The sequence below is a fragment of the Pseudomonas sp. TH15 genome (assembly GCF_016651105.1).
Lineage (GTDB): Bacteria > Pseudomonadota > Gammaproteobacteria > Pseudomonadales > Pseudomonadaceae > Aquipseudomonas.
Genome location: NZ_JAEKEL010000002.1, coordinates 828,278 through 850,501, shown reverse-complemented (window position 1 = coordinate 850,501; position 22,224 = coordinate 828,278). Strand labels below are relative to the sequence as shown.

Annotated in this window: 19 protein-coding genes and 1 other RNA gene; 17 read left to right on the top strand and 3 right to left on the bottom strand. The window is 60.0% G+C overall.

Annotated features, from left to right (window positions below):
• Positions 1-52: 52 nt before the first annotated feature.
• The 17 genes from rnpB (at position 53) to lpxC (ending at position 18,572) form a co-directional block, all read left to right on the top strand.
• An RNA gene (rnpB, locus tag JFT87_RS27695) (RNase P RNA component class A) lies at positions 53-406 on the top strand.
• 355 nt (positions 407-761) lie between these two features.
• The gene (gene mraZ, locus JFT87_RS27690; RefSeq protein ID WP_008147486.1) at positions 762-1,217 is read left to right on the top strand and encodes a division/cell wall cluster transcriptional repressor MraZ; all 456 of its coding nucleotides are present in this window, start codon (positions 762-764) and stop codon (positions 1,215-1,217) included.
• Positions 1,214-2,161, top strand: a complete 948-nt coding sequence (gene rsmH / locus JFT87_RS27685) for a 16S rRNA (cytosine(1402)-N(4))-methyltransferase RsmH (protein ID WP_446739745.1) — start codon at positions 1,214-1,216, stop codon at positions 2,159-2,161. Before mraZ ends, rsmH begins: the two co-directional genes overlap by 4 nt.
• Complete coding sequence (gene ftsL / locus JFT87_RS27680; RefSeq protein ID WP_201193606.1) at positions 2,158-2,451, top strand: cell division protein FtsL; 294 nt, start codon at positions 2,158-2,160, stop codon at positions 2,449-2,451. The genes rsmH and ftsL overlap by 4 nt, the downstream gene beginning before the upstream one ends.
• A complete protein-coding gene (locus JFT87_RS27675) occupies positions 2,451-4,190 on the top strand; it encodes a peptidoglycan D,D-transpeptidase FtsI family protein (RefSeq protein WP_201206791.1) in 1,740 nt (579 codons plus the stop codon). Before ftsL ends, JFT87_RS27675 begins: the two co-directional genes overlap by 1 nt.
• Complete coding sequence (locus tag JFT87_RS27670) at positions 4,190-5,653, top strand: UDP-N-acetylmuramoyl-L-alanyl-D-glutamate--2,6-diaminopimelate ligase (protein WP_201206562.1); 1,464 nt, start codon at positions 4,190-4,192, stop codon at positions 5,651-5,653. The genes JFT87_RS27675 and JFT87_RS27670 overlap by 1 nt, the downstream gene beginning before the upstream one ends.
• A complete protein-coding gene (locus JFT87_RS27665; RefSeq protein ID WP_201206560.1) occupies positions 5,646-7,013 on the top strand; it encodes a UDP-N-acetylmuramoyl-tripeptide--D-alanyl-D-alanine ligase in 1,368 nt (455 codons plus the stop codon). The genes JFT87_RS27670 and JFT87_RS27665 overlap by 8 nt, the downstream gene beginning before the upstream one ends.
• Positions 7,013-8,095 carry a phospho-N-acetylmuramoyl-pentapeptide-transferase gene (gene mraY, locus JFT87_RS27660; RefSeq protein WP_201206558.1) on the top strand — a complete coding sequence of 361 codons (1,083 nt, stop codon included), beginning with the start codon at positions 7,013-7,015 and terminating at the stop codon, positions 8,093-8,095. The genes JFT87_RS27665 and mraY overlap by 1 nt, the downstream gene beginning before the upstream one ends.
• 5 nt (positions 8,096-8,100) lie before the next feature.
• The gene (murD, locus tag JFT87_RS27655; RefSeq protein WP_201206556.1) at positions 8,101-9,447 is read left to right on the top strand and encodes a UDP-N-acetylmuramoyl-L-alanine--D-glutamate ligase; all 1,347 of its coding nucleotides are present in this window, start codon (positions 8,101-8,103) and stop codon (positions 9,445-9,447) included.
• A complete protein-coding gene (gene ftsW, locus JFT87_RS27650) occupies positions 9,444-10,661 on the top strand; it encodes a putative lipid II flippase FtsW (protein WP_416195296.1) in 1,218 nt (405 codons plus the stop codon). Before murD ends, ftsW begins: the two co-directional genes overlap by 4 nt.
• Positions 10,651-11,721 (top strand): undecaprenyldiphospho-muramoylpentapeptide beta-N-acetylglucosaminyltransferase, encoded by a 1,071-nt coding sequence (gene murG / locus JFT87_RS27645; protein ID WP_201206554.1) that lies wholly within the window; start codon positions 10,651-10,653, stop codon positions 11,719-11,721. The genes ftsW and murG overlap by 11 nt, the downstream gene beginning before the upstream one ends.
• Positions 11,714-13,174, top strand: coding sequence for a UDP-N-acetylmuramate--L-alanine ligase (gene murC, locus JFT87_RS27640; protein WP_201206552.1), 1,461 nt, complete (start codon positions 11,714-11,716; stop codon positions 13,172-13,174). The genes murG and murC overlap by 8 nt, the downstream gene beginning before the upstream one ends.
• Positions 13,171-14,139, top strand: a complete 969-nt coding sequence (locus JFT87_RS27635) for a D-alanine--D-alanine ligase (RefSeq protein ID WP_201206549.1) — start codon at positions 13,171-13,173, stop codon at positions 14,137-14,139. The genes murC and JFT87_RS27635 overlap by 4 nt, the downstream gene beginning before the upstream one ends.
• 4 nt (positions 14,140-14,143) lie before the next feature.
• Entirely contained in the window at positions 14,144-15,013 is an 870-nt protein-coding gene (locus JFT87_RS27630; protein ID WP_201206547.1) for a cell division protein FtsQ/DivIB, read from the top strand.
• 15 nt (positions 15,014-15,028) lie between these two features.
• The gene (gene ftsA, locus JFT87_RS27625; RefSeq protein WP_046048247.1) at positions 15,029-16,288 is read left to right on the top strand and encodes a cell division protein FtsA; all 1,260 of its coding nucleotides are present in this window, start codon (positions 15,029-15,031) and stop codon (positions 16,286-16,288) included.
• A 66-nt stretch (positions 16,289-16,354) separates the two neighbouring features.
• On the top strand, positions 16,355-17,548 hold the full coding sequence (gene ftsZ / locus JFT87_RS27620) for a cell division protein FtsZ (protein ID WP_201206545.1): 1,194 nt from the start codon (positions 16,355-16,357) through the stop codon (positions 17,546-17,548).
• Between the two features lie 112 nt (positions 17,549-17,660).
• Complete coding sequence (gene lpxC, locus JFT87_RS27615) at positions 17,661-18,572, top strand: UDP-3-O-acyl-N-acetylglucosamine deacetylase (RefSeq protein WP_054045542.1); 912 nt, start codon at positions 17,661-17,663, stop codon at positions 18,570-18,572.
• Between the two features lie 122 nt (positions 18,573-18,694).
• On the opposite strand, the gene JFT87_RS27610 is transcribed toward lpxC, so the two are convergent.
• The 3 genes from JFT87_RS27610 to JFT87_RS27600 form a co-directional block, all read right to left on the bottom strand.
• Positions 18,695-20,197 (bottom strand): sensor domain-containing diguanylate cyclase, encoded by a 1,503-nt coding sequence (locus JFT87_RS27610; RefSeq protein ID WP_201206543.1) that lies wholly within the window; start codon positions 20,195-20,197, stop codon positions 18,695-18,697.
• A gap of 221 nt (positions 20,198-20,418) precedes the next feature.
• Positions 20,419-21,735, bottom strand: a complete 1,317-nt coding sequence (locus JFT87_RS27605; RefSeq protein WP_201206541.1) for an OprD family outer membrane porin — start codon at positions 21,733-21,735, stop codon at positions 20,419-20,421.
• A gap of 194 nt (positions 21,736-21,929) precedes the next feature.
• A complete protein-coding gene (locus tag JFT87_RS27600; protein WP_201206539.1) occupies positions 21,930-22,151 on the bottom strand; it encodes a hypothetical protein in 222 nt (73 codons plus the stop codon).
• Positions 22,152-22,224 lie beyond the last annotated feature (73 nt).

The following is a 22,224-nucleotide window of genomic DNA, read 5'->3' as shown; positions in this document are numbered from 1 at the left end:
AAGGCTTTTAGCGCTTGTTCTTCGGCCGCTCTGCCGTTAACCTTTGCGGCGGAGAGTCGATTGGACAGTCGCTGCCCTCTATGAAAATTAGGGGGGGGAGGAAAGTCCGGGCTCCATAGGGCGAAGTGCCAGGTAATGCCTGGGAGGTGTGAGCCTACGGAAAGTGCCACAGAAAATAACCGCCTAAGCGCTTCGGCGCCGGTAAGGGTGAAAAGGTGCGGTAAGAGCGCACCGCACGTCTGGCAACAGTTCGTGGCTAGGTAAACCCCACTTGGAGCAAGACCAAATAGGGTCCCAAGGCGTGGCCCGCGCTGGGACCGGGTAGGTTGCTAAAGATGTCCAGTGATGGCCATCGTAGACGAATGACTGTTCAAGACAGAACCCGGCTTACAGATCGACTCTCCACCTTTTTTTCTCCCCTGCTTGAATCATTGAGCAGGGTGCTGGTAGTGGCAATTTCCCTCCTTACATAAACACCAGCAGACCCCCTCTCGTAATACCGAAAAAATCTTACTCTTAACAAATTACTTTAACTTTCGAATGCAGCTATCCGTGCTGATTCAAGTTATTGAGCGAAAACATACGCCAGATTCTCGTTCCCCCTCCTTTTACACTCCTAAATCTCCGTTCTGTAAGGGTTTTCCTTTAATCCGCGCCTTGACGGTGTGGTGGGCGCATTCCTATAGTGTGCGCAAGTGGCGGAAAGTGGCATGAAGTGGGTTTTTTGAGCTCAAAACGCTAAAAATTGGAGAAACGCTGACGTGTTTCGCGGAGCTAACGCTATCAGTCTCGATGCAAAGGGCCGTCTCGCTATGCCGAGCCGGTACCGTGACGAGCTGGTTTCGAGAAGTTCCGGGCAATTAATCGTCACCATCGATGCCGTTGATCCATGTTTGTGCGTTTACCCCCTCGATGAGTGGGAAATTATTGAAACCAAACTGCGCGCACTGCCTTCGCTTCGCGAAGAGAACCGTCGCCTGCAACGTTTGCTGATTGGTAATGCCGTCGACCTCGAGCTCGATGGCAGTGGTCGTTTTCTGGTTCCGCCGCGTCTGCGCGAATATGCCAAGTTGGATAAGCGCGCAATGCTGGTGGGCCAACTGAACAAGTTCCAATTATGGGACGAGGATGCCTGGGATGCGGTTTCTGCCGCTGACCTGGCTGCTATTCAACAACCGGGCGCCATGCCTGATGAACTGCGTGATTTGATCCTGTGACTATTGATAGCGGCTTTAACCACATCACCGTACTGCTTGACGAAGCCGTGGAGGCTCTCGCCGTACGTCCTGATGGCTGCTATCTGGACGGTACGTTCGGACGCGGCGGACACAGCCGGTTGATCCTCAGCCAGCTCGGTCCCGATGGTCGGTTGCTTGGATTCGATAAAGATCCTCAAGCGATTGCCACCGGGCAAACGCTAGCGGCCGAAGACGGCCGCTTTGTCGTTGTGCAGCGCAGCTTTGCCGAGCTCGGTTCGGAAGTCGCCGAGCGCGGTCTGGCCGGCAAGGTCAGCGGCATTCTGCTCGACCTGGGCGTCTCGTCGCCACAGCTCGACGACCCTGAGCGCGGCTTCAGTTTCCTCAACGATGGCCCGCTGGACATGCGCATGGACCCGTCCCGCGGGATCAGCGCTGCCGAATTCGTCAACACCGCGCCGGTGGAAGAAATCGCCCGGGTGTTCAAGGAATACGGCGAAGAACGTTTCTCCGGGCGCATGGCCCGTGCCGTGGCCGAGCGTCGCGACATCAAGCCTTTCGAGCGCACTGCTGACCTGGCCGAAGTCCTGAAAGTCGCGAACCCTGCATGGGAAAAGGGCAAGAACCCGGCCACCCGTGCGTTCCAGGGCCTGCGTATTCACGTCAACAACGAACTGGGCGATCTGGAAGCCGGCCTCGAAGCCGCGCTGGAATGTCTGGAAATCGGCGGTCGCCTGGTGGTCATCAGCTTCCATTCCCTGGAAGACCGCATCGTCAAACTGTTCATGCGCAAACTGGTGAAAGGCGAGTCCGACAACCTGCCGCGCAACCTGCCGGTCCGTCACGTCGCCTTCGAACCGAAAATCAAAGTCCATGGCAAAGCGCAGTCCGCCTCCGAGGCCGAACTCAAAGCCAACCCACGTTCTCGTAGCGCCATCATGCGCGTCGCGGAGAAGCTGCGGTGAGCAAGCTTTTCGCCAAGCCACTTCCCGGCGGAAGCTTTTTCATGCTGCTGTTGTTTATTGGCGTGATCGTGTCGGCCATCGGCGTGTCTTACAGCGCCCACTGGAACCGTCAGTTGTTGAACTCGCTGTACAACGAGTTGAGCGTGCGCGACAAGGCGCAGGCCGAGTGGGGCCGGTTGATTCTCGAGCAGAGCACCTGGACCGCCCACAGCCGCATCGAAGTCCTGGCCACCGAACAACTGAAGATGCGCATTCCCGGCGCTGCTGAAGTACGGATGGTGGCGCCATGATGAAACTTGAAGGTGCACTTTTCCCTTGGCGGTTCCGCGTGGTCATGGGGTTGCTCGGTGTCATGGTGGCTGCAATTTGCTGGCGCATCATCGACCTGCAAGTGGTCGACCGTGACTTCCTCAAGGGGCAGGGCGACGCGCGCAGCGTCCGTCACATTCCTATTCCCGCTCACCGTGGTCTGATCACCGACCGTAACGGCGAGCCTTTGGCCGTGAGTACGCCGGTCACCACCCTGTGGGCCAACGCCAAGGAAATGCAGCTGGCCAAAGAGAAGTGGCCAGCACTGGCCGCAGCGCTGGGCCAGGATCCGAAAGCCCTGACCGAACGTCTCGAAGCCCAGGCCAATAAAGAATTCATCTATCTGGTGCGCGGGTTGACGCCTGAGCAAGGCCAGTCGGTGCTCGACCTTAAAGTGCCAGGCGTCTACGGCATTGAAGAGTTCCGCCGTTTCTACCCGGCCGGTGAAGTCACCGCGCACATGGTCGGCTTTACCGACATTGACGATCACGGGCGCGAAGGCGTCGAGCTGGCCTACGACGAATGGCTGGCCGGGGTCGCCGGCAAGCGACAGGTCATCAAGGATCGGCGCGGCAGACTGATCAAAGATGTCCAGGTCACCAAAAACGCCAAGGCCGGCAAGCCCTTGGCGTTGTCCATTGACCTGCGTCTGCAATATCTGGCCAACCGCGAGCTGCGTAACGCGATCATCGAGAACGGCGCGAAGGCCGGCAGCCTGGTGATCATGGACGTGAAGACCGGCGAGATCCTAGCCATGGTCAACCAGCCGACCTACAACCCGAACAACCGTCGCAACCTGCAGCCGGCGATGATGCGTAACCGCGCGATGATCGACGTGTTCGAACCCGGTTCGACCATGAAAGCGATCTCCATGAGTGCCGCCCTGGAAACCGGGCGCTGGAAGCCGAGCGACACCGTCGAGGTGTACCCGGGCAGCTTGCAGATTGGTAAATACACCATCAAGGACGTATCGAAGACCGAAGGTCCGGTGCTCGACCTGACCGGCATCCTGATCAACTCCAGTAACGTCGGCATGAGTAAGGTCGCGTTCGATATCGGCGGCGAAACCATTTTCCGTCTGGCGCAAAAAGTCGGCCTCGGCCAGGACACCGGCCTGGGCTTCCCGGGCGAGCGCGTCGGCAACCTGCCGAACTACCGCGAATGGCGCAAGGCTGAAACCGCCACTCTGTCCTACGGCTACGGTATTTCGGTGACGGCGATCCAGTTGGTCCACGCGTTCTCGGCGCTGGCCAACAACGGTCGTATCGCGCCGCTGACCCTGATCAAGACCGACAAGCCACCGCAGACCACCCAGGTGATCCCGGAAAACGTCGCCAAAACCATGCAAGGCATGCTGACCCAGGTGATCGAGGCCCCGCGCGGTGTATTCCGTGCCCAGGTGCCGGCGTACCACGTGGCCGGCAAGTCGGGTACCGCGCGTAAGACGTCCGTGGGCACCAAAGGCTACGCCGAGAATTCCTACCGCTCGCTGTTCGCCGGCTTCGGCCCGATGAGCGATCCGCGTTACGCCATCGTGGTGGTAATTGATGAGCCGTCCAAGGCCGGCTACTTCGGTGGTCTGGTATCGGCGCCGGTGTTCAGCCGAGTGATGTCCGGGACGCTGCGCCTGATGAACGTCACCCCGGATAACCTGCCACCGACCCAACAAGCCAACGCTGCACCGGTCGTTCCGCTGAAAGCCAATGGAGGGCGCGGCTGATGTCTCTGAGTCTGAACAAGATTTTCGCCCATGCCGGTCGTGATCTGTTGATCCGCGAACTGACCCTGGACAGCCGCAATGTACGGGCAGGTGATTTGTTCCTGGCTGTCCCTGGCGGCAAATTCGATGGTCGTGCGCACATTGCCGATGCGTTGCAGCGCGGTGCTGCTGCCGTGGCTTATGAAGTCGAAGGCGCCACCGTGCTGCCAATTACCGATGCGCCGCTGATTCCGGTCAAAGGCCTGGCGGCGCAGTTGTCGGACATTGCCGGGCGTTTTTATGGCGACCCGAGCCGCCATCTGAATCTGGTCGGTGTCACCGGCACCAACGGCAAAACCAGCGTGACACAATTGGTCGCGCAAGCCTTGGACTTGCTCGGTCAACACTGCGGCATCGTCGGCACCCTGGGCACCGGTTTCTATGGCGCGCTTGAAAGCGGCCTGCACACCACGCCGAACCCGATTGCCGTGCAAGCGACCCTTGCCGACCTGAAAAAGGCCGGTGCCAAAGCTGTGGCGATGGAAGTCTCTTCCCACGGTCTGGATCAGGGCCGCGTGACCGCATTGGCGTTCGATGTGGCAGTGATGACCAACCTGTCCCGCGATCACCTTGATTACCACGGCACCATGCAGGCCTACGGCGAAGCCAAGGCCAAGCTGTTTGCCTGGAACGATTTGAAATGCCGGGTGATCAACCTCGACGACGAGTTCGGCCGGCAACTGGCGGCGGACAAGCGCGAATCACGTTTGATCACCTATAGCCTGGAAGACACCAGCGCCTACCTTTATTGCCGTGAAGCGCAGTTTGATGACGAAGGGGTGCGCGCCACCTTGGTCACGCCGCAAGGCGAGCACCATTTGCGCAGCACCTTGCTCGGTCGTTTCAACCTGAGCAACGTCCTGGCAGCGGTCGGTGCCTTGCTCGGTCTGGACTACGCGCTGGACGAAATCCTCCAGGTCCTTCCAAAACTCGAAGGCCCTGCGGGTCGTATGCAGCGCTTGGGCGGCGGGACTCAGCCGCTGGTGGTGGTCGATTACGCCCACACCCCGGATGCGCTGGAAAAAGTCTTGCTGGCCCTGCGTCCACATGCCAGAGGCCGGTTGCTGTGCCTATTCGGTTGCGGCGGTGACCGCGATCGCGGCAAGCGTCCGCTGATGGCTGAAGTGGTAGAGCGTCTGGCCGATGGCGTGCTGGTCACCGACGACAACCCGCGCACCGAAGATCCATCCGTAATTTTCGACGACATCCGCGCCGGTTTCACCGCTGTGGAAAAAGTGACGTTCGTGGCGGGTCGTGGTCAGGCGATTGCCCAGTTGATCGCCAGCGCAACCGCTGATGATGTGATTGTCCTGGCCGGTAAAGGTCACGAGGACTATCAGGAAATCAACGGCGAACGCCATGCCTTTTCCGATCTGGTCGAGGCCGATCATGCCCTGACTGCGTGGGAGGTGTCACATGCTTAAAGCCTTGAAACTGAGCGAACTGACACGCGTGCTGAATGCTCGCCTGGTGTCCGGCGATGCCAGTTTCGACGGTGTCAGCATCGACAGCCGCGCGATTAAGCCAGGTCAGCTGTTTATTGCCCTGACCGGTCCGCGCTTCGATGGTCATGACTATCTGAACGACGTGGCTGCCAAAGGCGCCGTAGCAGCCTTGGTCGAGCGCGAAGTCGCCGACAGTTCGCTGCCGCAGCTACTTGTAAAAGACGCTCGCCAGGCCCTTGGCCAACTGGGCGCGCTGAACCGTGCGGCTTATAGCAACCCGGTCGCGGCTATCACTGGTTCCAGCGGCAAGACCACGGTCAAGGAAATGCTCGCGAGCATTCTGCGCACTCGCGGCCCTGTGCTGGCGACCCGTGGCAACCTGAACAATGACCTCGGCGTACCGCTGACCCTGCTCGAACTGGCGCCGGAACACACCGCCGCCGTGATCGAACTCGGTGCGTCGCGCCTCGGCGAAATCGCTTACACCGTGGGCATGACCAAGCCTCACGTGGCCATCCTCAATAACGCCGGGACTGCCCACGTTGGCGAATTCGGCGGGCCGGAAAAAATCGTTGAAGCCAAAGGCGAGATTATCGAAGGGCTGGATGCCGATGGCGTCGCCGTTCTCAACCTCGACGACAAGGCATTCGGCATCTGGAAGACCCGCGCTGGCGCTCGAAAAGTGCTGACGTTCGCGCTGAACAACCCAAGCGCCGACTTCTACGCCAGCGAGCTGGATCGCGATGCTCGCGGTTGCCCGGCATTCAACCTGCACAGTCCTGAAGGTGTGGAACGGGTTCAACTGAACCTGCTCGGCACCCATAACGTCGCCAATGCCATGGCTGCCGCCGCCGCCGCACACGCCCTTGGCGTGTCGCTGTTCGGCATCGCCACGGGCCTTGGTGCAGTACAACCGGTCAAGGGCCGCACCGTTGCGCAACTGGCGACGAACGGAATGCGCGTAATAGATGACACTTACAACGCGAACCCCACCTCCATGTGCGCTGCCGTTGATATACTCGCCGGCTTTTCCGGACGCACCGTTCTGGTGCTCGGGGATATCGGCGAATTGGGCGACTGGGCGGAGCAGGGGCACCGCGACGTGGGCGAGTATGCCCGTGGCAAGGTTTCTGCGCTTTACGCGGTCGGACCGATGATGGTTCATGCCGTGAACGCGTTTGGCCCGCAGGCCTTTCACTTCAGCAGCCAGGCTGAACTGATCGAAGCTCTGGGCGCCGAGCAAGATACAAACACCACTATTTTGATCAAGGGTTCGCGCAGCGCTGCGATGGAAAACATCGTCGCCGCTTTGTGCGGGTCCAGTCTGGAGAAACATTAATGCTGCTGCTGCTAGCGGAGTATCTGCAACAGTTCTACAAAGGCTTCGCGGTCTTTCAGTACCTGACCCTGCGCGGGATTCTCGGCGTGCTCACCGCGCTGGTGTTGTCGCTGTGCTACGGCCCGTGGATGATCCGCACCTTGCAGAACCGTCAGATCGGTCAATCCGTTCGCAACGATGGCCCGCAATCGCACCTGTCCAAATCGGGCACCCCGACCATGGGCGGCGCGCTGATTCTGTCGTCCATCGGCGTCAGCACCTTGCTCTGGGCTGACTTGAGCAACCGCTATGTCTGGACCGTGTTGCTGGTGACCCTGTTGTTCGGCGCCATTGGTTGGGTCGACGATTACCGCAAAGTCATCGAGAAGAACTCCCGTGGCTTGCCGAGCCGCTGGAAGTATCTCTGGCAGTCGGTGTTTGGTCTGGGCGCGGCGCTCTTCCTTTATATGACCGCGACCACGCCGGTAGAAACCACGCTGATCCTGCCGATGCTCAAGGACTACAGCATTCCGATGGGCGCAGGTTTCGTCATCCTGACCTACTTCGTGATTGTCGGTTCGAGCAACGCGGTCAACCTGACTGACGGCCTCGACGGTCTGGCGATCATGCCGACGGTGATGGTCGGCGGCGGGTTGGGGATCTTCTGCTACCTGTCCGGTAACGTGAAATTCGCTGAATACCTGCTGATCCCTTACGTACCGGGAGCGGGTGAACTGATCGTGTTCTGTGGCGCGTTGATCGGTGCGGGCCTGGGGTTCCTCTGGTTCAACACCTATCCGGCCCAAGTCTTCATGGGCGACGTCGGCGCGCTGGCACTGGGCGCCGCGTTGGGCACCATCGCGGTGATCGTCCGTCAGGAAATCGTCCTGTTCATCATGGGCGGCGTGTTCGTGATGGAAACCCTGTCGGTGGTCATCCAGGTGGCCTCCTTCAAGATGACCGGTCGCCGTGTGTTCCGAATGGCACCCATACACCACCACTTTGAACTCAAGGGCTGGCCCGAGCCGCGCGTGATCGTCCGTTTCTGGATCATCACCGTAATTCTCGTGTTGATCGGCCTTGCCACCCTGAAGCTGAGGTAGAACGAGTGTCTCTGATCGCTTCTGACCACTTCCGCATCGTTGTCGGCCTCGGCAAGAGCGGCATGTCCCTGGTTCGCTTCCTGGCGAACCGGGGCGTGTCGTTTGCTGTGGCCGATACGCGGGAAAATCCACCGGAGCTAGACACGCTGCGTCGTGACTATCCGCACGTGGAAGTGCGTTGTGGCGAGCTGGACGTCGAGTTCCTGTGCCGTGCCGACGAGCTCTACGTGAGCCCCGGCCTGGCACTGGCGACCCCAGCCCTGCAAGCCGCTGCGGCCCGTGGCGTGAAGTTGTCCGGTGACATCGAACTGTTCGCGCGTAACGCGAAGGCGCCGATTGTCGCCATCAGCGGTTCCAACGCGAAAAGCACCGTCACCACCCTGGTTGGCGAGATGGCCGTTGCGGCGGGCAAGCGTGTCGCGGTTGGCGGTAATCTCGGTACGCCGGCGCTGGATCTGCTCAGCGACGACGTCGAGTTGTACGTAATGGAGCTGTCGAGCTTCCAGCTCGAAACCACCGATCAACTTAACGCCGAAGTGGCGACTGTACTCAACGTCAGCGAAGACCACATGGACCGCTACAGCGGTCTGCCGGCCTATCACTTGGCCAAGCACCGGATCTTCCGCGGGGCCAAGCAGTTTGTGGTCAACCGTCAGGACGCCCTGAGCCGTCCGTTGATGGGCGAAGGTCAGCCATGCTGGACCTTCGGTTTGAGCAAACCTGATTTCAAGGCGTTTGGTATCCGGGAAGAGGACGGCGAGAAATACCTGGCCTTCGAATTCCAGAACCTGATGCCGGTGCGCGAATTGAAAGTTCGTGGCGCTCACAACCAGTCCAACGCCCTCGCGGCGCTGGCACTGGGGCACGCCGTTGGCCTGCCATTCGACGCGATGCTGTCGAGCCTGCGCACCTTTGCCGGGCTTGAGCATCGTTGCCAGTGGGTCCGCGACCTCAATGGCGTGAGCTATTACAACGATTCCAAAGCCACCAACGTTGGCGCCGCACTGGCCGCCATCGAAGGCTTGGGCGCGGACATCGAAGGCAAACTCGTGCTGATCGCCGGTGGCGATGGCAAGGGTGCCGAGTTCAAGGATTTGCGTGACCCGGTGGCGGCCAACTGCCGCGCCGTGGTGCTGATGGGCCGCGACTCCGACCTGATCGGCCAGGCCATCGGCGATGGCGTGCCGCTGATTCGCGTCAACTCGCTGCTTGAAGCCGTAGAGCAATGCCGCGCCCTCGCCGAACCGGGCGACGCCGTGCTGTTGTCGCCGGCCTGCGCCAGTTTCGATATGTTCAAAAATTATGAAGACCGTGGTCACCAGTTCGTCCGCGCTGTGGAGGATCTGGCATGAGCCTGAGAAATATCATCAAGCCGTATCCGTCGCCGATCATTACCGGGCGCGGTATCGACCTTGATTTCCCGATGCTCGCTGGCTGCCTGGCATTGCTGGGCCTTGGCCTGATCATGATTGCCTCGGCATCCACTGAAGTGGCCGCGGCGCAGTCGGGCAGCGCGCTGTACTACATGATTCGTCACCTTATCTACATCGTGCTGGGCCTCGGTGCCTGCGTCATCACCATGATGATCCCGATTGCCACCTGGCAACGCCTGGGCTGGTTGATGCTGCTGGGCGCGTTCGGTTTGCTGATTATGGTGATCGTCCCCGGGATCGGCCGTGAAGTGAACGGTTCGATGCGCTGGATCGGTTTTAGCTTCTTCAACGTCCAGCCTTCCGAGATCGCCAAGGTGTTCGTGGTGATCTACCTCGCCGGTTACCTGGTACGTCGTCAGAAGGAAGTGCGCGAAAGCTGGATGGGCTTCTTCAAGCCATTCATCGTGCTGCTGCCGATGGCGGGCCTGTTGCTGATGGAGCCGGACTTCGGTGCCACCGTCGTAATGATGGGGGCAGCGGCGGCGATGCTGTTCCTCGGCGGGGTCGGGCTGTTCCGGTTTTCCTTGATGGTGGTGCTCGCTGTCGCGGCCGTGGTGCTGCTGATTCAAGTGCAGCCGTATCGAATGGCGCGTCTGACCAACTTTGCGGATCCGTGGGCCGATCAGTTCGGTGCCGGCTATCAGTTGTCTCAAGCACTGATCGCGTTCGGTCGCGGCGAATGGTTGGGCGTTGGCCTGGGCAACAGCGTGCAGAAACAGTTCTACCTGCCGGAAGCCCACACGGACTTCGTGTTCTCGGTCCTGGCCGAAGAACTGGGTGCCGTGGGTTCCTTGTGTACTGTCGCGCTGTTCGTCTTTGTCTGTATTCGTGGCATGTACATCGGTTTGTGGGCAGAGAAGGCCAAGCAGTTCTTCGCGGCGTACGTGGCCTACGGCCTGTCGTTCCTGTGGATTGGTCAGTTCCTGATCAACATCGGGGTGAACGTCGGCCTGCTGCCGACCAAGGGCCTGACCCTGCCGTTCCTCAGTTACGGCGGTAGTTCGTTGGTGATCTGCTGTGCCTGTCTCGGGTTGTTGCTGCGCATCGAGTGGGAGAGTCGAACCCACCTGGGCAGTGAAGAGATGGAGTTCCAGGAGAGTGACTTCGCCGAGGAGCCACCCCATGGGCGCTAACGTATTGATCATGGCGGGCGGCACCGGCGGGCACGTGTTCCCGGCGTTGGCCTGCGCTCGCGAGTTCCAGGCCCGCGGCTACACCGTGCATTGGCTGGGTACCCCGCGCGGCATCGAAAACGACCTGGTCCCGGCGGCCGGTCTGGAACTGCATCGCATCAATGCCAGCGGTCTGCGGGGCAAGGGCAAGCTGTCGCTGCTCAAGGCACCGTTCATGTTGCTCAAATCGATCTGGCAGGCGCGGGCGATCATTCGTCGGCTGCGGCCGGTGTGTGTGGTCGGTTTTGGTGGTTATGTGACTGGCCCTGGCGGTGTTGCCGCCAAATTGTCCGGCGTGCCGATCATCGTTCACGAGCAGAACGCCGTGGCAGGTACCGCCAATCGGTTGCTCATGCCGTTGGCCGCCCGAGTCTGTGAAGCGTTCCCCGACACCTTTACCCTGTCGGACAGCCGACGGACCACCGGTAATCCGGTGCGCACCGAGCTGTTCCTCGAAACACCGCGACCAGCCCTGGCCGGTCGCAAGGCGCGTTTGCTGATCCTGGGCGGAAGCCTGGGCGCAGAACCGTTGAACAAGTTGCTGCCTGAAGCCCTGTCGCAAGTCGCCGCCGACCTGCGCCCGGAAGTGTTTCATCAGGCCGGCAAAAACCACGATGAAGTGACCGCACAGCGCTATCGCGAGGCTGGCGTCGAGGCACAAGTGCAGCCTTTCATCAAAGACATGGCCCAAGCCTATGGCTGGGCCGACCTGGTGGTGTGCCGTGCAGGCGCATTGACTATCAGTGAACTGGCCGCCGCCGGTCTGCCCTCGATGCTGGTGCCTTTGCCCCACGCGATCGACGATCACCAGACCCGCAACGCCGAATATTTGGCTCGTGAAGGTGCTGCCTTCCTGATGCCGCAAAGAACGACTGGCGCCGCAGATCTTGCCGCACGCCTGACAGAGGTCCTGATGCAACCGCAACGACTCAATGACATGGCCAACGCGGCCCGCCGACTGGCGAAACCCGATGCAACCCGTAACGTCGTCGACACCTGCCTGGAGGTGGCCCATGGTTGAGAATCAGAAAGCCATGCCTCAACCGGAAATGCGCCGCATCCGTAAAATCCACTTCGTCGGTATCGGCGGCGTAGGCATGTGCGGCATCGCTGAAGTGTTGTTGAACCTGGGCTATGAAGTCTCAGGCTCCGACCTCAAAGCATCGCCGGTGACCGAGCGCCTGGAATCTTTCGGTGCTCACATCTACATCGGCCACCGTGCCGAGAACGCCGCGAGCGCCGATGTGCTGGTGACCTCCAGTGCCGTGAACACCTCCAACCCGGAAGTCGTCACTGCCCTGGAACGCCGGATTCCGGTGGTGCCGCGTGCCGAAATGCTTGCCGAGTTGATGCGTTATCGCCACGGCATCGCCGTCGCCGGTACCCACGGCAAAACCACCACCACCAGCCTGATCGCTTCGGTGTTCGCGGCCGGTGGCCTGGACCCGACGTTCGTCATCGGTGGCCGCCTGAATGCTGCGGGCACCAATGCCCAGCTCGGCACCAGCCGTTACCTGATCGCCGAAGCCGACGAAAGCGATGCGAGCTTCCTGCACTTGCAGCCGCTGGTGGCCGTGGTCACCAACATCGACGCCGACCACATGGCGACCTACGACGGTGACTTCAACAAACTGAAGAAAACCTTCGTCGAGTTCCTCCACAACCTGCCGTTCTACGGTTTGGCGGTGGTGTGCCTGGACGATCCGGTGGTGCGTGAAATCCTGCCGCTGGTCAAACGCCCGACAGTCACCTACGGCTTCGGCGATGACTGCGACGTGCGTGCAATCAATGTGCGCCAGCAAGGCATGCAGACCTTCTTCACCGTGCTGCGCCCTGAGCGCGAGCCGCTGGATGTCTCGGTGAACATGCCGGGCAACCACAACGTATTGAACGCTTTGGCGACCATCTGCATTGCCTCCGACGAAGGCGTCAGCGATGAAGCCATCGTCCAGGGCCTGTCCGGGTTCCAGGGTGTCGGCCGACGCTTCCAGGTCTACGGCGAACTGCCGGTAGACGGCGGCAACGTGATGCTGGTCGACGACTACGGTCACCACCCGACCGAAGTGGCCGCGGTGATCAAAGCCGTACGCGGTGGCTGGCCGGAGCGTCGTCTGGTGATGGTTTACCAGCCGCACCGTTACAGCCGCACGCGGGACCTGTACGACGACTTCGTCAATGTACTGGCCGACGCCAACGTCCTGTTGCTGATGGAAGTCTACCCGGCCGGTGAAGAACCGATCCCGGGCGCCGACAGCCGCAAGCTGTGCAACAGCATCCGCCAGCGCGGTCAACTGGACCCGATCTACATCGAGCGCGGTGTCGACCTGGCGCCGATCGTCAAGCCGCTGCTGCGTGCCGGCGACATCCTGCTGTGCCAGGGCGCCGGTGATATCGGTGGTCTCGCACCAAAACTGTTGAACAGTCCGTTGTTCGTCGGTGCCATTGCTGCGCCGGCTGTGGGGAAATTGAAATGACTGCTGCCTACGCCAACCTCGTCTCCACGATCGCGCCGAAAGACTTCGGCCGCGTCGCCGTGCTCTTCGGCGGCAAGAGTGCCGAGCGTGAGGTTTCCCTGAAGTCGGGTAACGCGGTTCTCGAAGCGCTGCAAAGCGCCGGTGTGGACGCGTTTGGCCTCGACGTCGGCGATGACCTGCTGCAGCGTCTGCTGAACGAAAAAATCGATCGCGCCTTCATCATCCTCCACGGTCGTGGCGGTGAAGACGGCAGCATGCAAGGCCTGCTCGAATGCCTGGGCATTCCTTACACCGGTAGCGGCATCCTGGCGTCGGCATTGGCGATGGACAAGCTGCGCACCAAACAGGTCTGGCACAGCCTCGGGATTCCGACGCCACGCCACGCCGTTCTTGGCTCCGAGGCCGATTGTATTTCGGCGGCCACGGAACTGGGCTTCCCTTTGATCGTCAAACCGGCCCATGAAGGTTCAAGTATCGGGATGGCCAAAGTGAGTTCCGCGTCCGAGTTGATCGACGCATGGAAAGCGGCCAGTACCTACGATTCGCAAGTGTTGGTCGAGCAATGGATTCAAGGTCCGGAGTTCACCATCGCCACCCTGCGTGACCAGGTGTTGCCAGTCATCGCCTTGGGCACCACGCACAGCTTCTACGACTACGACGCCAAATACGTGGCTAACGATACCCAGTATCGGATTCCGTGTGGCCTGGACAGCAACAAAGAAAAGGAACTCATGGACCTCACGGCGAAAGCCTGCGAGGCGCTGGGTATCGCCGGTTGGGGCAGGGCAGACGTGATGCAGGACGCCGACGGGCAGTTCTGGTTCCTGGAAGTCAACACCGCACCGGGCATGACCGATCACAGCTTGGTGCCGATGGCGGCCCGTGCTGCTGGTCTGGATTTCCAGCAACTGGTTCTGGCGATTTTGGCCGCCAGCGTTGCCGGCAACCACGAGCCGCGAGGTTAAGACCATGCAAGGCGCACAGCTGAGACATCAGCCCCCCGCACCGCCCGGCCGCAAGCCGGTGTCGCGGGGTGCCAGCCGAATGGTGGCCAAAGAGCCGATGTCTGTGCGCCTGCCGAAAGCCAATTTTGGTTTTCTCAAAGCGTTGTTCTGGCCGGTGTTGTTGGTTGCACTGGGGTTTGGCACTTACGAAGGCGCGCAGCGTTTGCTGCCGTACGCCGACCGGCCGATCACCAAGATCAACGTGCAGGGCGATTTGAGTTACATCAGCCAGCAAGCCGTGCAGCAGCGGATCGCCCCGTACGTGGCGTCGAGCTTCTTCACCATCGACCTGGCGAGCATGCGTACCGAGCTGGAACAGATGCCATGGATTGCCCACGCCGAAGTGCGTCGGGTGTGGCCGGATCAGGTGGTCATCCGCCTCGAAGAACAATTGCCGGTGGCCCGTTGGGGCGACGAGGCGTTGCTGAACAACCAGGGCCAGGCGTTTACGCCCAAGGAGCTGGCGAACTACGAACACCTGCCACAGCTGTTCGGCCCACAACGGGCCCAGCAGCAAGTGATGCAGCAATACCAGGTGCTGAGCCAGATGCTCAGGCCATTGGGCTTCTCGATTGCACGCCTGGAGTTGCGTGACCGAGGCAGCTGGTTCCTGACTACGGGGGCCGGTAGCGCTGGCCCGGGGATCGAACTGCTGCTGGGACGCGGCGCTTTGGTAGAAAAGATGCGCCGCTTCATTGCCATCTACGACAAGACGCTTAAAGAACAGATTACGAACATTGCGCGCATCGATCTGCGCTACGCCAACGGCCTCGCTGTTGGCTGGCGGGAACCTGTAGCGCCGACGACAGCCAAACCCGCTGTCGCGAAGAATTAAGAAGAGGCAGGACCCATGGCAAACGTGCAAAGCGGCAAAATGATCGTCGGTCTCGATATCGGCACCTCCAAAGTGGTGGCGCTGGTCGGCGAGGTTTCGGACGACGGCACGCTGGAAATCGTCGGGATCGGCACTCATCCGTCCCGTGGCCTGAAGAAAGGCGTGGTGGTGAACATCGAGTCCACCGTGCAATCGATCCAGCGCGCCATCGAAGAAGCGCAGCTGATGGCCGGTTGCCGGATCCACTCGGCGTTCGTCGGCGTGGCCGGCAATCACATTCGCAGCCTGAACTCCCACGGCATCGTGGCGATTCGTGATCGCGAAGTCAGCGCTGCTGACCTTGAGCGTGTACTCGATGCTGCCCAGGCCGTGGCGATCCCGGCTGACCAGCGCGTGCTGCACACCCTGCCGCAGGATTACGTGATCGATAACCAGGAAGGCGTCCGTGAGCCGCTGGGCATGTCGGGCGTACGTCTGGAAGCCAAGGTTCACGTGGTGACCTGCGCCGTCAACGCCGCACAGAACATTGAAAAATGCGTGCGTCGCTGCGGTCTGGAAATCGACGACATCATTCTCGAGCAGCTTGCTTCCGCGTATTCGGTCCTGACCGACGACGAGAAAGAGCTGGGCGTGTGCCTGGTGGACATCGGCGGCGGTACCACCGACATCGCGATCTTCACCGAAGGCGCGATCCGTCACACCGCCGTGATCCCTATTGCGGGCGATCAGGTGACCAACGACATCGCCATGGCGCTGCGTACACCGACCCAATACGCCGAAGAAATCAAGATTCGTTACGCCTGCGCCCTGGCCAAACTGGCCGGTGCCGGTGAAACCATCAAGGTCCCAAGCGTTGGCGACCGTCCACCGCGCGAGCTGTCCCGCCAGGCCTTGGCCGAAGTGGTCGAGCCGCGTTACGACGAGCTGTTCACGTTGATCCAGGCTGAACTGCGCCGCAGCGGCTACGAAGACCTGATCCCGGCCGGCATCGTGCTAACCGGTGGTACGTCGAAGATGGAAGGCGCGGTCGAACTGGCCGAGGAAATCTTCCACATGCCGGTTCGCCTGGGCGTGCCGCACGGCGTGAAGGGGCTGGATGACGTGGTCCGCAACCCGATTTATTCCACTGGCGTTGGCCTGTTGATGTACGGCCTGCAAAAGCAGTCTGACGGGATTTCGTTCTCGGGCATCAGCAGCCGCGACAGCTACAGCAATGAAGAACCGAAAGCCGCCTTGCTCGATCGCATCAAGAGCTGGGTACAAGGCAATTTCTAAAGATTTACCGCAGCACCGCAACAAACGCAGTAGGCGAAAAAACTAGAGAATGTAAGGAGAGGGAAAATGTTCGAACTCGTAGACAACATCCCCGCAAGCCCGGTTATTAAAGTTATCGGTGTTGGCGGAGGCGGCGGCAACGCTGTCAACCACATGGTCAAGAGCAACATTGAAGGCGTTGAATTTATCTGCGCCAACACTGATGCCCAGGCGCTGAAATCCATCGGCGCGCGGACCATCCTGCAACTCGGTACCGGTGTGACCAAAGGTCTGGGCGCCGGCGCCAACCCTGAAGTAGGTCGTCAGGCCGCTCTCGAAGATCGTGAGCGCATTGCCGAAGTCCTGCAGGGCACCAACATGGTGTTCATCACCACTGGCATGGGCGGCGGTACCGGTACCGGTGCTGCGCCAATCATTGCCGAAGTGGCCAAGGAAATGGGGATCCTCACCGTTGCGGTGGTGACTCGTCCTTTCCCGTTCGAAGGCCGCAAGCGTATGCAGATCGCCGACGAAGGTATCCGTCTGCTGTCTGAAAGCGTCGACTCGTTGATCACCATTCCCAACGAGAAGCTGCTGACCATCCTCGGTAAAGACGCAAGCCTGCTGTCGGCTTTCGCCAAGGCTGACGATGTACTGGCCGGTGCCGTTCGCGGTATCTCCGACATCATCAAGCGTCCGGGCATGATCAACGTCGACTTCGCTGACGTACGTACCGTGATGAGCGAAATGGGCATGGCGATGATGGGCACTGGCTGCGCCAGCGGTCCGAACCGTGCACGCGAAGCCACCGAAGCGGCCATTCGCAACCCGTTGCTCGAAGACGTGAACCTGCAAGGTGCACGCGGCATCCTGGTGAACATCACCGCCGGTCCTGACCTGTCCCTGGGTGAGTACTCCGACGTGGGTAGCATCATCGAAGCCTTCGCTTCCGAGCACGCGATGGTCAAGGTCGGTACCGTTATCGATCCAGACATGCGCGACGAGCTGCACGTGACTGTGGTTGCTACTGGTCTGGGCGCGAAAATCGAGAAGCCTGTGAAGATCATCGACAACACCATGCATACGTCCGTGGCATCGCAGCCGCAGCAACAAGCGCCTTCTCGTCAGGAAGCGCCTGCTGTGAACTACCGTGACCTGGACCGTCCGACCGTCATGCGCAACCAGGCTCAGGCCGGTGCTGCGACTGCCGCGAAGATGAATCCGCAAGACGATCTGGATTACCTGGACATCCCGGCTTTCCTGCGTCGTCAGGCTGATTGATGGAATGTATCAGGGCGATGAAGGTGATTGGTGTTCAGCAAAGGTCTGGTCTGCTATCATCGCCAGCCTTTGTTGATACCAGTTCGCAATTTGCGCTGAAGCGGCCCAAGCCATGATTAAACAACGCACACTGAAAAATATTATCCGTGCCACAGGTGTAGGCCTGCACTCCGGGGAGAAGGTATACCTGACCCTCAAGCCTGCACCTATCGACACCGGCATCGTGTTTGTTCGTGCCGATCTGGACCCTGTGGTGCAGATTCCTGCTCGCGCGGAAAACGTTGGCGAAACCACGATGTCGACCACGCTGGTCAACGGTGACGTCAAAGTGGATACGGTGGAGCACTTGCTCTCGGCCATGGCTGGCCTGGGCATCGATAACGCCTACGTCGAGCTCTCCGCGTCCGAAGTCCCAATCATGGATGGTAGCGCTGGACCTTTCGTATTCCTGATTCAATCGGCCGGCCTGGAAGAACAGGACGCTGCCAAGAAGTTCATCCGGATCCTGCGGGAAGTGACAGTGGAAGACGGCGACAAGCGCGCCACTTTCGTCCCTTTCGAAGGTTTCAAAGTGAGCTTCGAGATCGATTTCGATCACCCGGTTTTCCGTAACCGCACACAAAGTGCAAGCGTGGATTTTTCCAGTACTTCGTTCGTAAAAGAAGTCAGCCGCGCCCGTACCTTTGGTTTCATGAGTGATATCGAGTACCTGCGCAAGCACAACCTCGCACTCGGCGGCAGCGTTGAAAACGCTATTGTGGTCGACGCGGATGGTGTACTGAACGAAGACGGCCTTCGCTATGAAGACGAATTCGTGAAGCACAAGATCCTCGATGCAATTGGTGACCTCTACCTGCTGGGCAATAGCCTGATTGGTGAGTTCAAGGGCTTCAAGTCCGGACATGCATTGAACAACCAGCTGCTGCGCAAGTTGATTGAGCAGACAGATGCTTGGGAAGTCGTGACTTTCGAAGACGCCAGCACTGCACCGATCTCTTACATGCGTCCTGTTGCGGCCGTGTAAGCAAAAACCTCTCTAGTTTTTAAAGGCTGCCTTCGGGTGGCCTTTTTTTATACCCGCGATTTTTTGTGTTGTCTGCGCTGGCCCCTTCGCGAGCAAGCCCGTCGGCTCAGCGAAAAACTCAGCTAAGCCACCACCCGGTTACGTCCCGTTTCCTTGGCCTGATACAACGCCTTGTCCGCCGCAAACAACAACTGCTCCAGGCTGATCTCGCTCGCACTGGTCCAGGTACTAATCCCGATACTGACAGTCATCGGCGTCTTGGCATTCGCCACCAATGGCAGTTGCTCCACCGCCTCACGGATGTGTTCGGCGATCTGCTTCGCGCCCGCGCTGTCGGTTTCCGGCAGGATCACCGAAAACTCCTCACCGCCGTAACGGGCGACCACATCCGCCGGTCGTCGTACGTTTTCAATGATCACTCGGGCCAGTGTTTTCAACGCCTGATCCCCGGCCGGATGGCCGTGGCGGTCATTGAACGCCTTGAAATGGTCGGCATCGATCATCATCACCGATATCGGCTGGCCCGAACGCTGTGCGCGGAACCATTCGTGGCGCAACGACTGATCAAGCATCCGCCGGTTGGCGACACCGGTCAGCGCATCCGTGGCCGCCAGTTGCGCCAGTTCACGCTCGGCCCGCTGGCGCAAACGCAGTTCGCGGGCGAGCAGCCAGGTCAGCCACAGCAAACCCGCGCACAGCACGCCAGTCGCGCCGCTGATCAATATCGCGGTGCGGCGCCAAGTGGCAAATACCTCATCGCTGGAGAGCGCGACCATCACCGTCAGCGGCAGATTGCCAACCCGCGAATAGGTGTAGAGGCGCCGTTGATGGTCGATACTCGAAATGCTGGTGAAACTGCCATTACCATCCTTGTCGCGCAGAATCCGCACCACGTTGGGCCGATTGCCGAAGCTCTTGCCGATGGAGTCGCTTTGCAGATAGGGCTTCTGCGCGAGCAGCACGCCGTCGTTGTCGATGATGTTCAGCGTGCTGTTTTTGCCGATGTCGAGGCTGTTGAACAACTGATCGAAGTAGTCGAGTTTCATCGACGCCACGGCCACGCCGATGAACTCCCCGGTGTCCGAGGAAATGCGCCGGCTGAAGCTGATGCGCCATTGATTGGCCTCATCGCAGTCGCAGCGGGTTTTGAACGGGCGGCTGATGAACATGCCGACATCACGGTTGAAAGCGTGCGCGAGGAAGTAGTCGCGGTCGGCGAAATTACCCGGTTTGGGGTCGACCCGCGAGGAGTCGGCAATCACCTCGCCATGCTTGTCGAGCAGCAGGATGTCGCCTTTGAAGCGCGCGGTGGTGGAGCGGTCGAACAGCGCCAGATGGCGAATCTCTGGGGTGACGTCGCGCAAGTCATCACGCTGGGCGGCGGCGATCAGGCCTTGCAGGGTCAGGTCGTACAGTTCGACCGTGCGCAGGACGTCGGCGTCGATCAATTGCGCGATGGTGGTGGCGCTGCGGGTGGCCGAGTCCTGAGCGTTGGCGTGCTCACGAATCAGCAGAAAGGTGACGATGCAGATAATCGCGATCACGGTCAGTGAACTGCCGCAGATCAGCAGCAACTCGGGGCGTCCGGTCTTGCCCGTAACGGGTGGGGTACGGCTCGCGATCATGATGGGGTTATCGGTTGGGGGATCTTATAAGCGTAGTTGCACAAACACTGCGGGGGATAACACTGAAACAGATCTACTGTGGCGAGGGGATTTATCCCCGATGGGCTGCGAAGCGGCCGCAAAAAGGGTCTGCTGCGCAGTCCATCGGGGATAAATCCCCTCGCCACAAAAACCATTTCAATCAAAATTTGTATCAGATCGCAGCTGATTTGATGCTGATCTTAGAAGACGTTGATCGGGTAATCGACGATCACACGGTATTCATCGGTGTCCTGATCGAGCGCGCCGTAGCCATTGCCACCGCGGTTGGTCGCCCATTGCAGGCGCACCGCCAGGTCCTTGGCCTTGCCGCCCTGAACCACGTATTTCAGATCGACGTCGCGCTCCCAATGCTTGGCGTGTTTGCCGTCGGCGCTGTACCACGAGGTGTAGCCCTTGCTGTCCGGATCGACCTTGGTCAAGTCCGTTTCACCCCGGGAGTAGGAAACCGCCGAGGTCAGGCCAGGCAAGCCGAGACCGACGAAATCGTAGGCGTACTTGAGTTTCCACGAACGCTCGTTCGGGCCGTTGAAGTCCGAGTACTGCTGGGAGTTGTCCAGGTAGATGCTGTCGCCCTGGCTGATGTAGTCGAACGGCGTGTTGCCGTTGACCCGCTGATACGCGGCCGTAACGCTGTGATTGCCCACGCCGACGGTGAAATGCAGGCTGTAGGTGTTGTTGTCGATGTTGCCGAGCAGCGCATCACCGGTGTCTTGTGTGTGATAGAAGTGCAGGCCCGGGTTGAGGCTAACGAGGTCGTTCAACGCGTAGGTGTAATCCAGATCGTAGTAGTACTGGTTCCAGATGTCCTTGAGCTCGGAGGCGTACAGGCTGCTGGTCAGACCCGGCAAACCGCTCCAGGCCACGCCGGCCCAGTTCAGGTGCTGGCTCTCTTCACCGTCGGCGAGGGTGCCGTAAGAGGTGCTGATGCGCTTGTGGCCGCTCTGGTTGTAAGGCTTGGTGAAACTGGCCTGGCCACCTTCAATCAACCAGCCATCGAAGCTGTGATTGGTCAGGCTGACACCACGAAAGGTCTGCGGCAGCATGCGGCTTTCACCGCCGGCGATTACCGGGTTAGTGAGAAACAGGTCACCGGCCTTCAATTCGGTATCGAAGGCGCGCATTTTCAGCGTGCCGCCGGCGGTGGAGAACGAGCCCGGCGCTTTGCCGTTGCCAGCGCTCACCGGCAGGATGCTCGAATTGTCGGTGCCGCCACCGCCGTCGAGTTTCAGCCCGAGCATGGCGTGGGCGTCGAGGCCGAAACCGACGGTGCCTTCGGTGAAGCCGGATTCGAACTTGCCGAGAAAGCCCTGGCCCCACTCGATGTTGTCATCGGTGTGCTGGTGCCGGTTGCGGTTCATGTAGTAGTTGCGGGCGTTGAGGTTGAGGCTCGACCCTTCGACAAAACCTTCTTTGGCAGGCTCATCGGCGTGAGCGGAAGATGCCATCGTTGCGGCAATTGCAATGAACAACGGAGTAAAGCGGACTGGGTAACGCACGTGCAATGGAGCTCCTTGGGTCAACTGGCACCTCTATATTTTGAGGCGCTTGATGTTTCTTGTTGTTACAGACGAACCAAACGGCTTTCAGACCACAACGAAAAAAGGCCGCTGAATGGCAGCGGCCTGGAGTGACGACGGTTGAACGGGAAGAGCCAAACAACCGCGTCGAGGGAAACGGAGCGGTGCGCGACTCAGCTGTCTTTCTCGGACGCTTGAGCCTGGGTTGCGGCAGCCTGAGGCGCCTGCGTCGCGTCTTGGGCTTTTGCGGTCATCTCGGCCTGAGACTGTTCGAACGCTTTTGCCCGTGCCGCGTTTTGGGCAACAAAGGCTGGCGACTCTTCAGCCATGGCGAGCGGGGACAGGAACAAAGCGGACAAAACGAAAGCGCTGGCAATACCCATAGTGTTGGACATCTTTAAAACCTTTGCTTGGCAAGTGCTGTTTGGTGCGCCAAGGTTAAGGTTCAAGGACGATAGGAAACAGAGC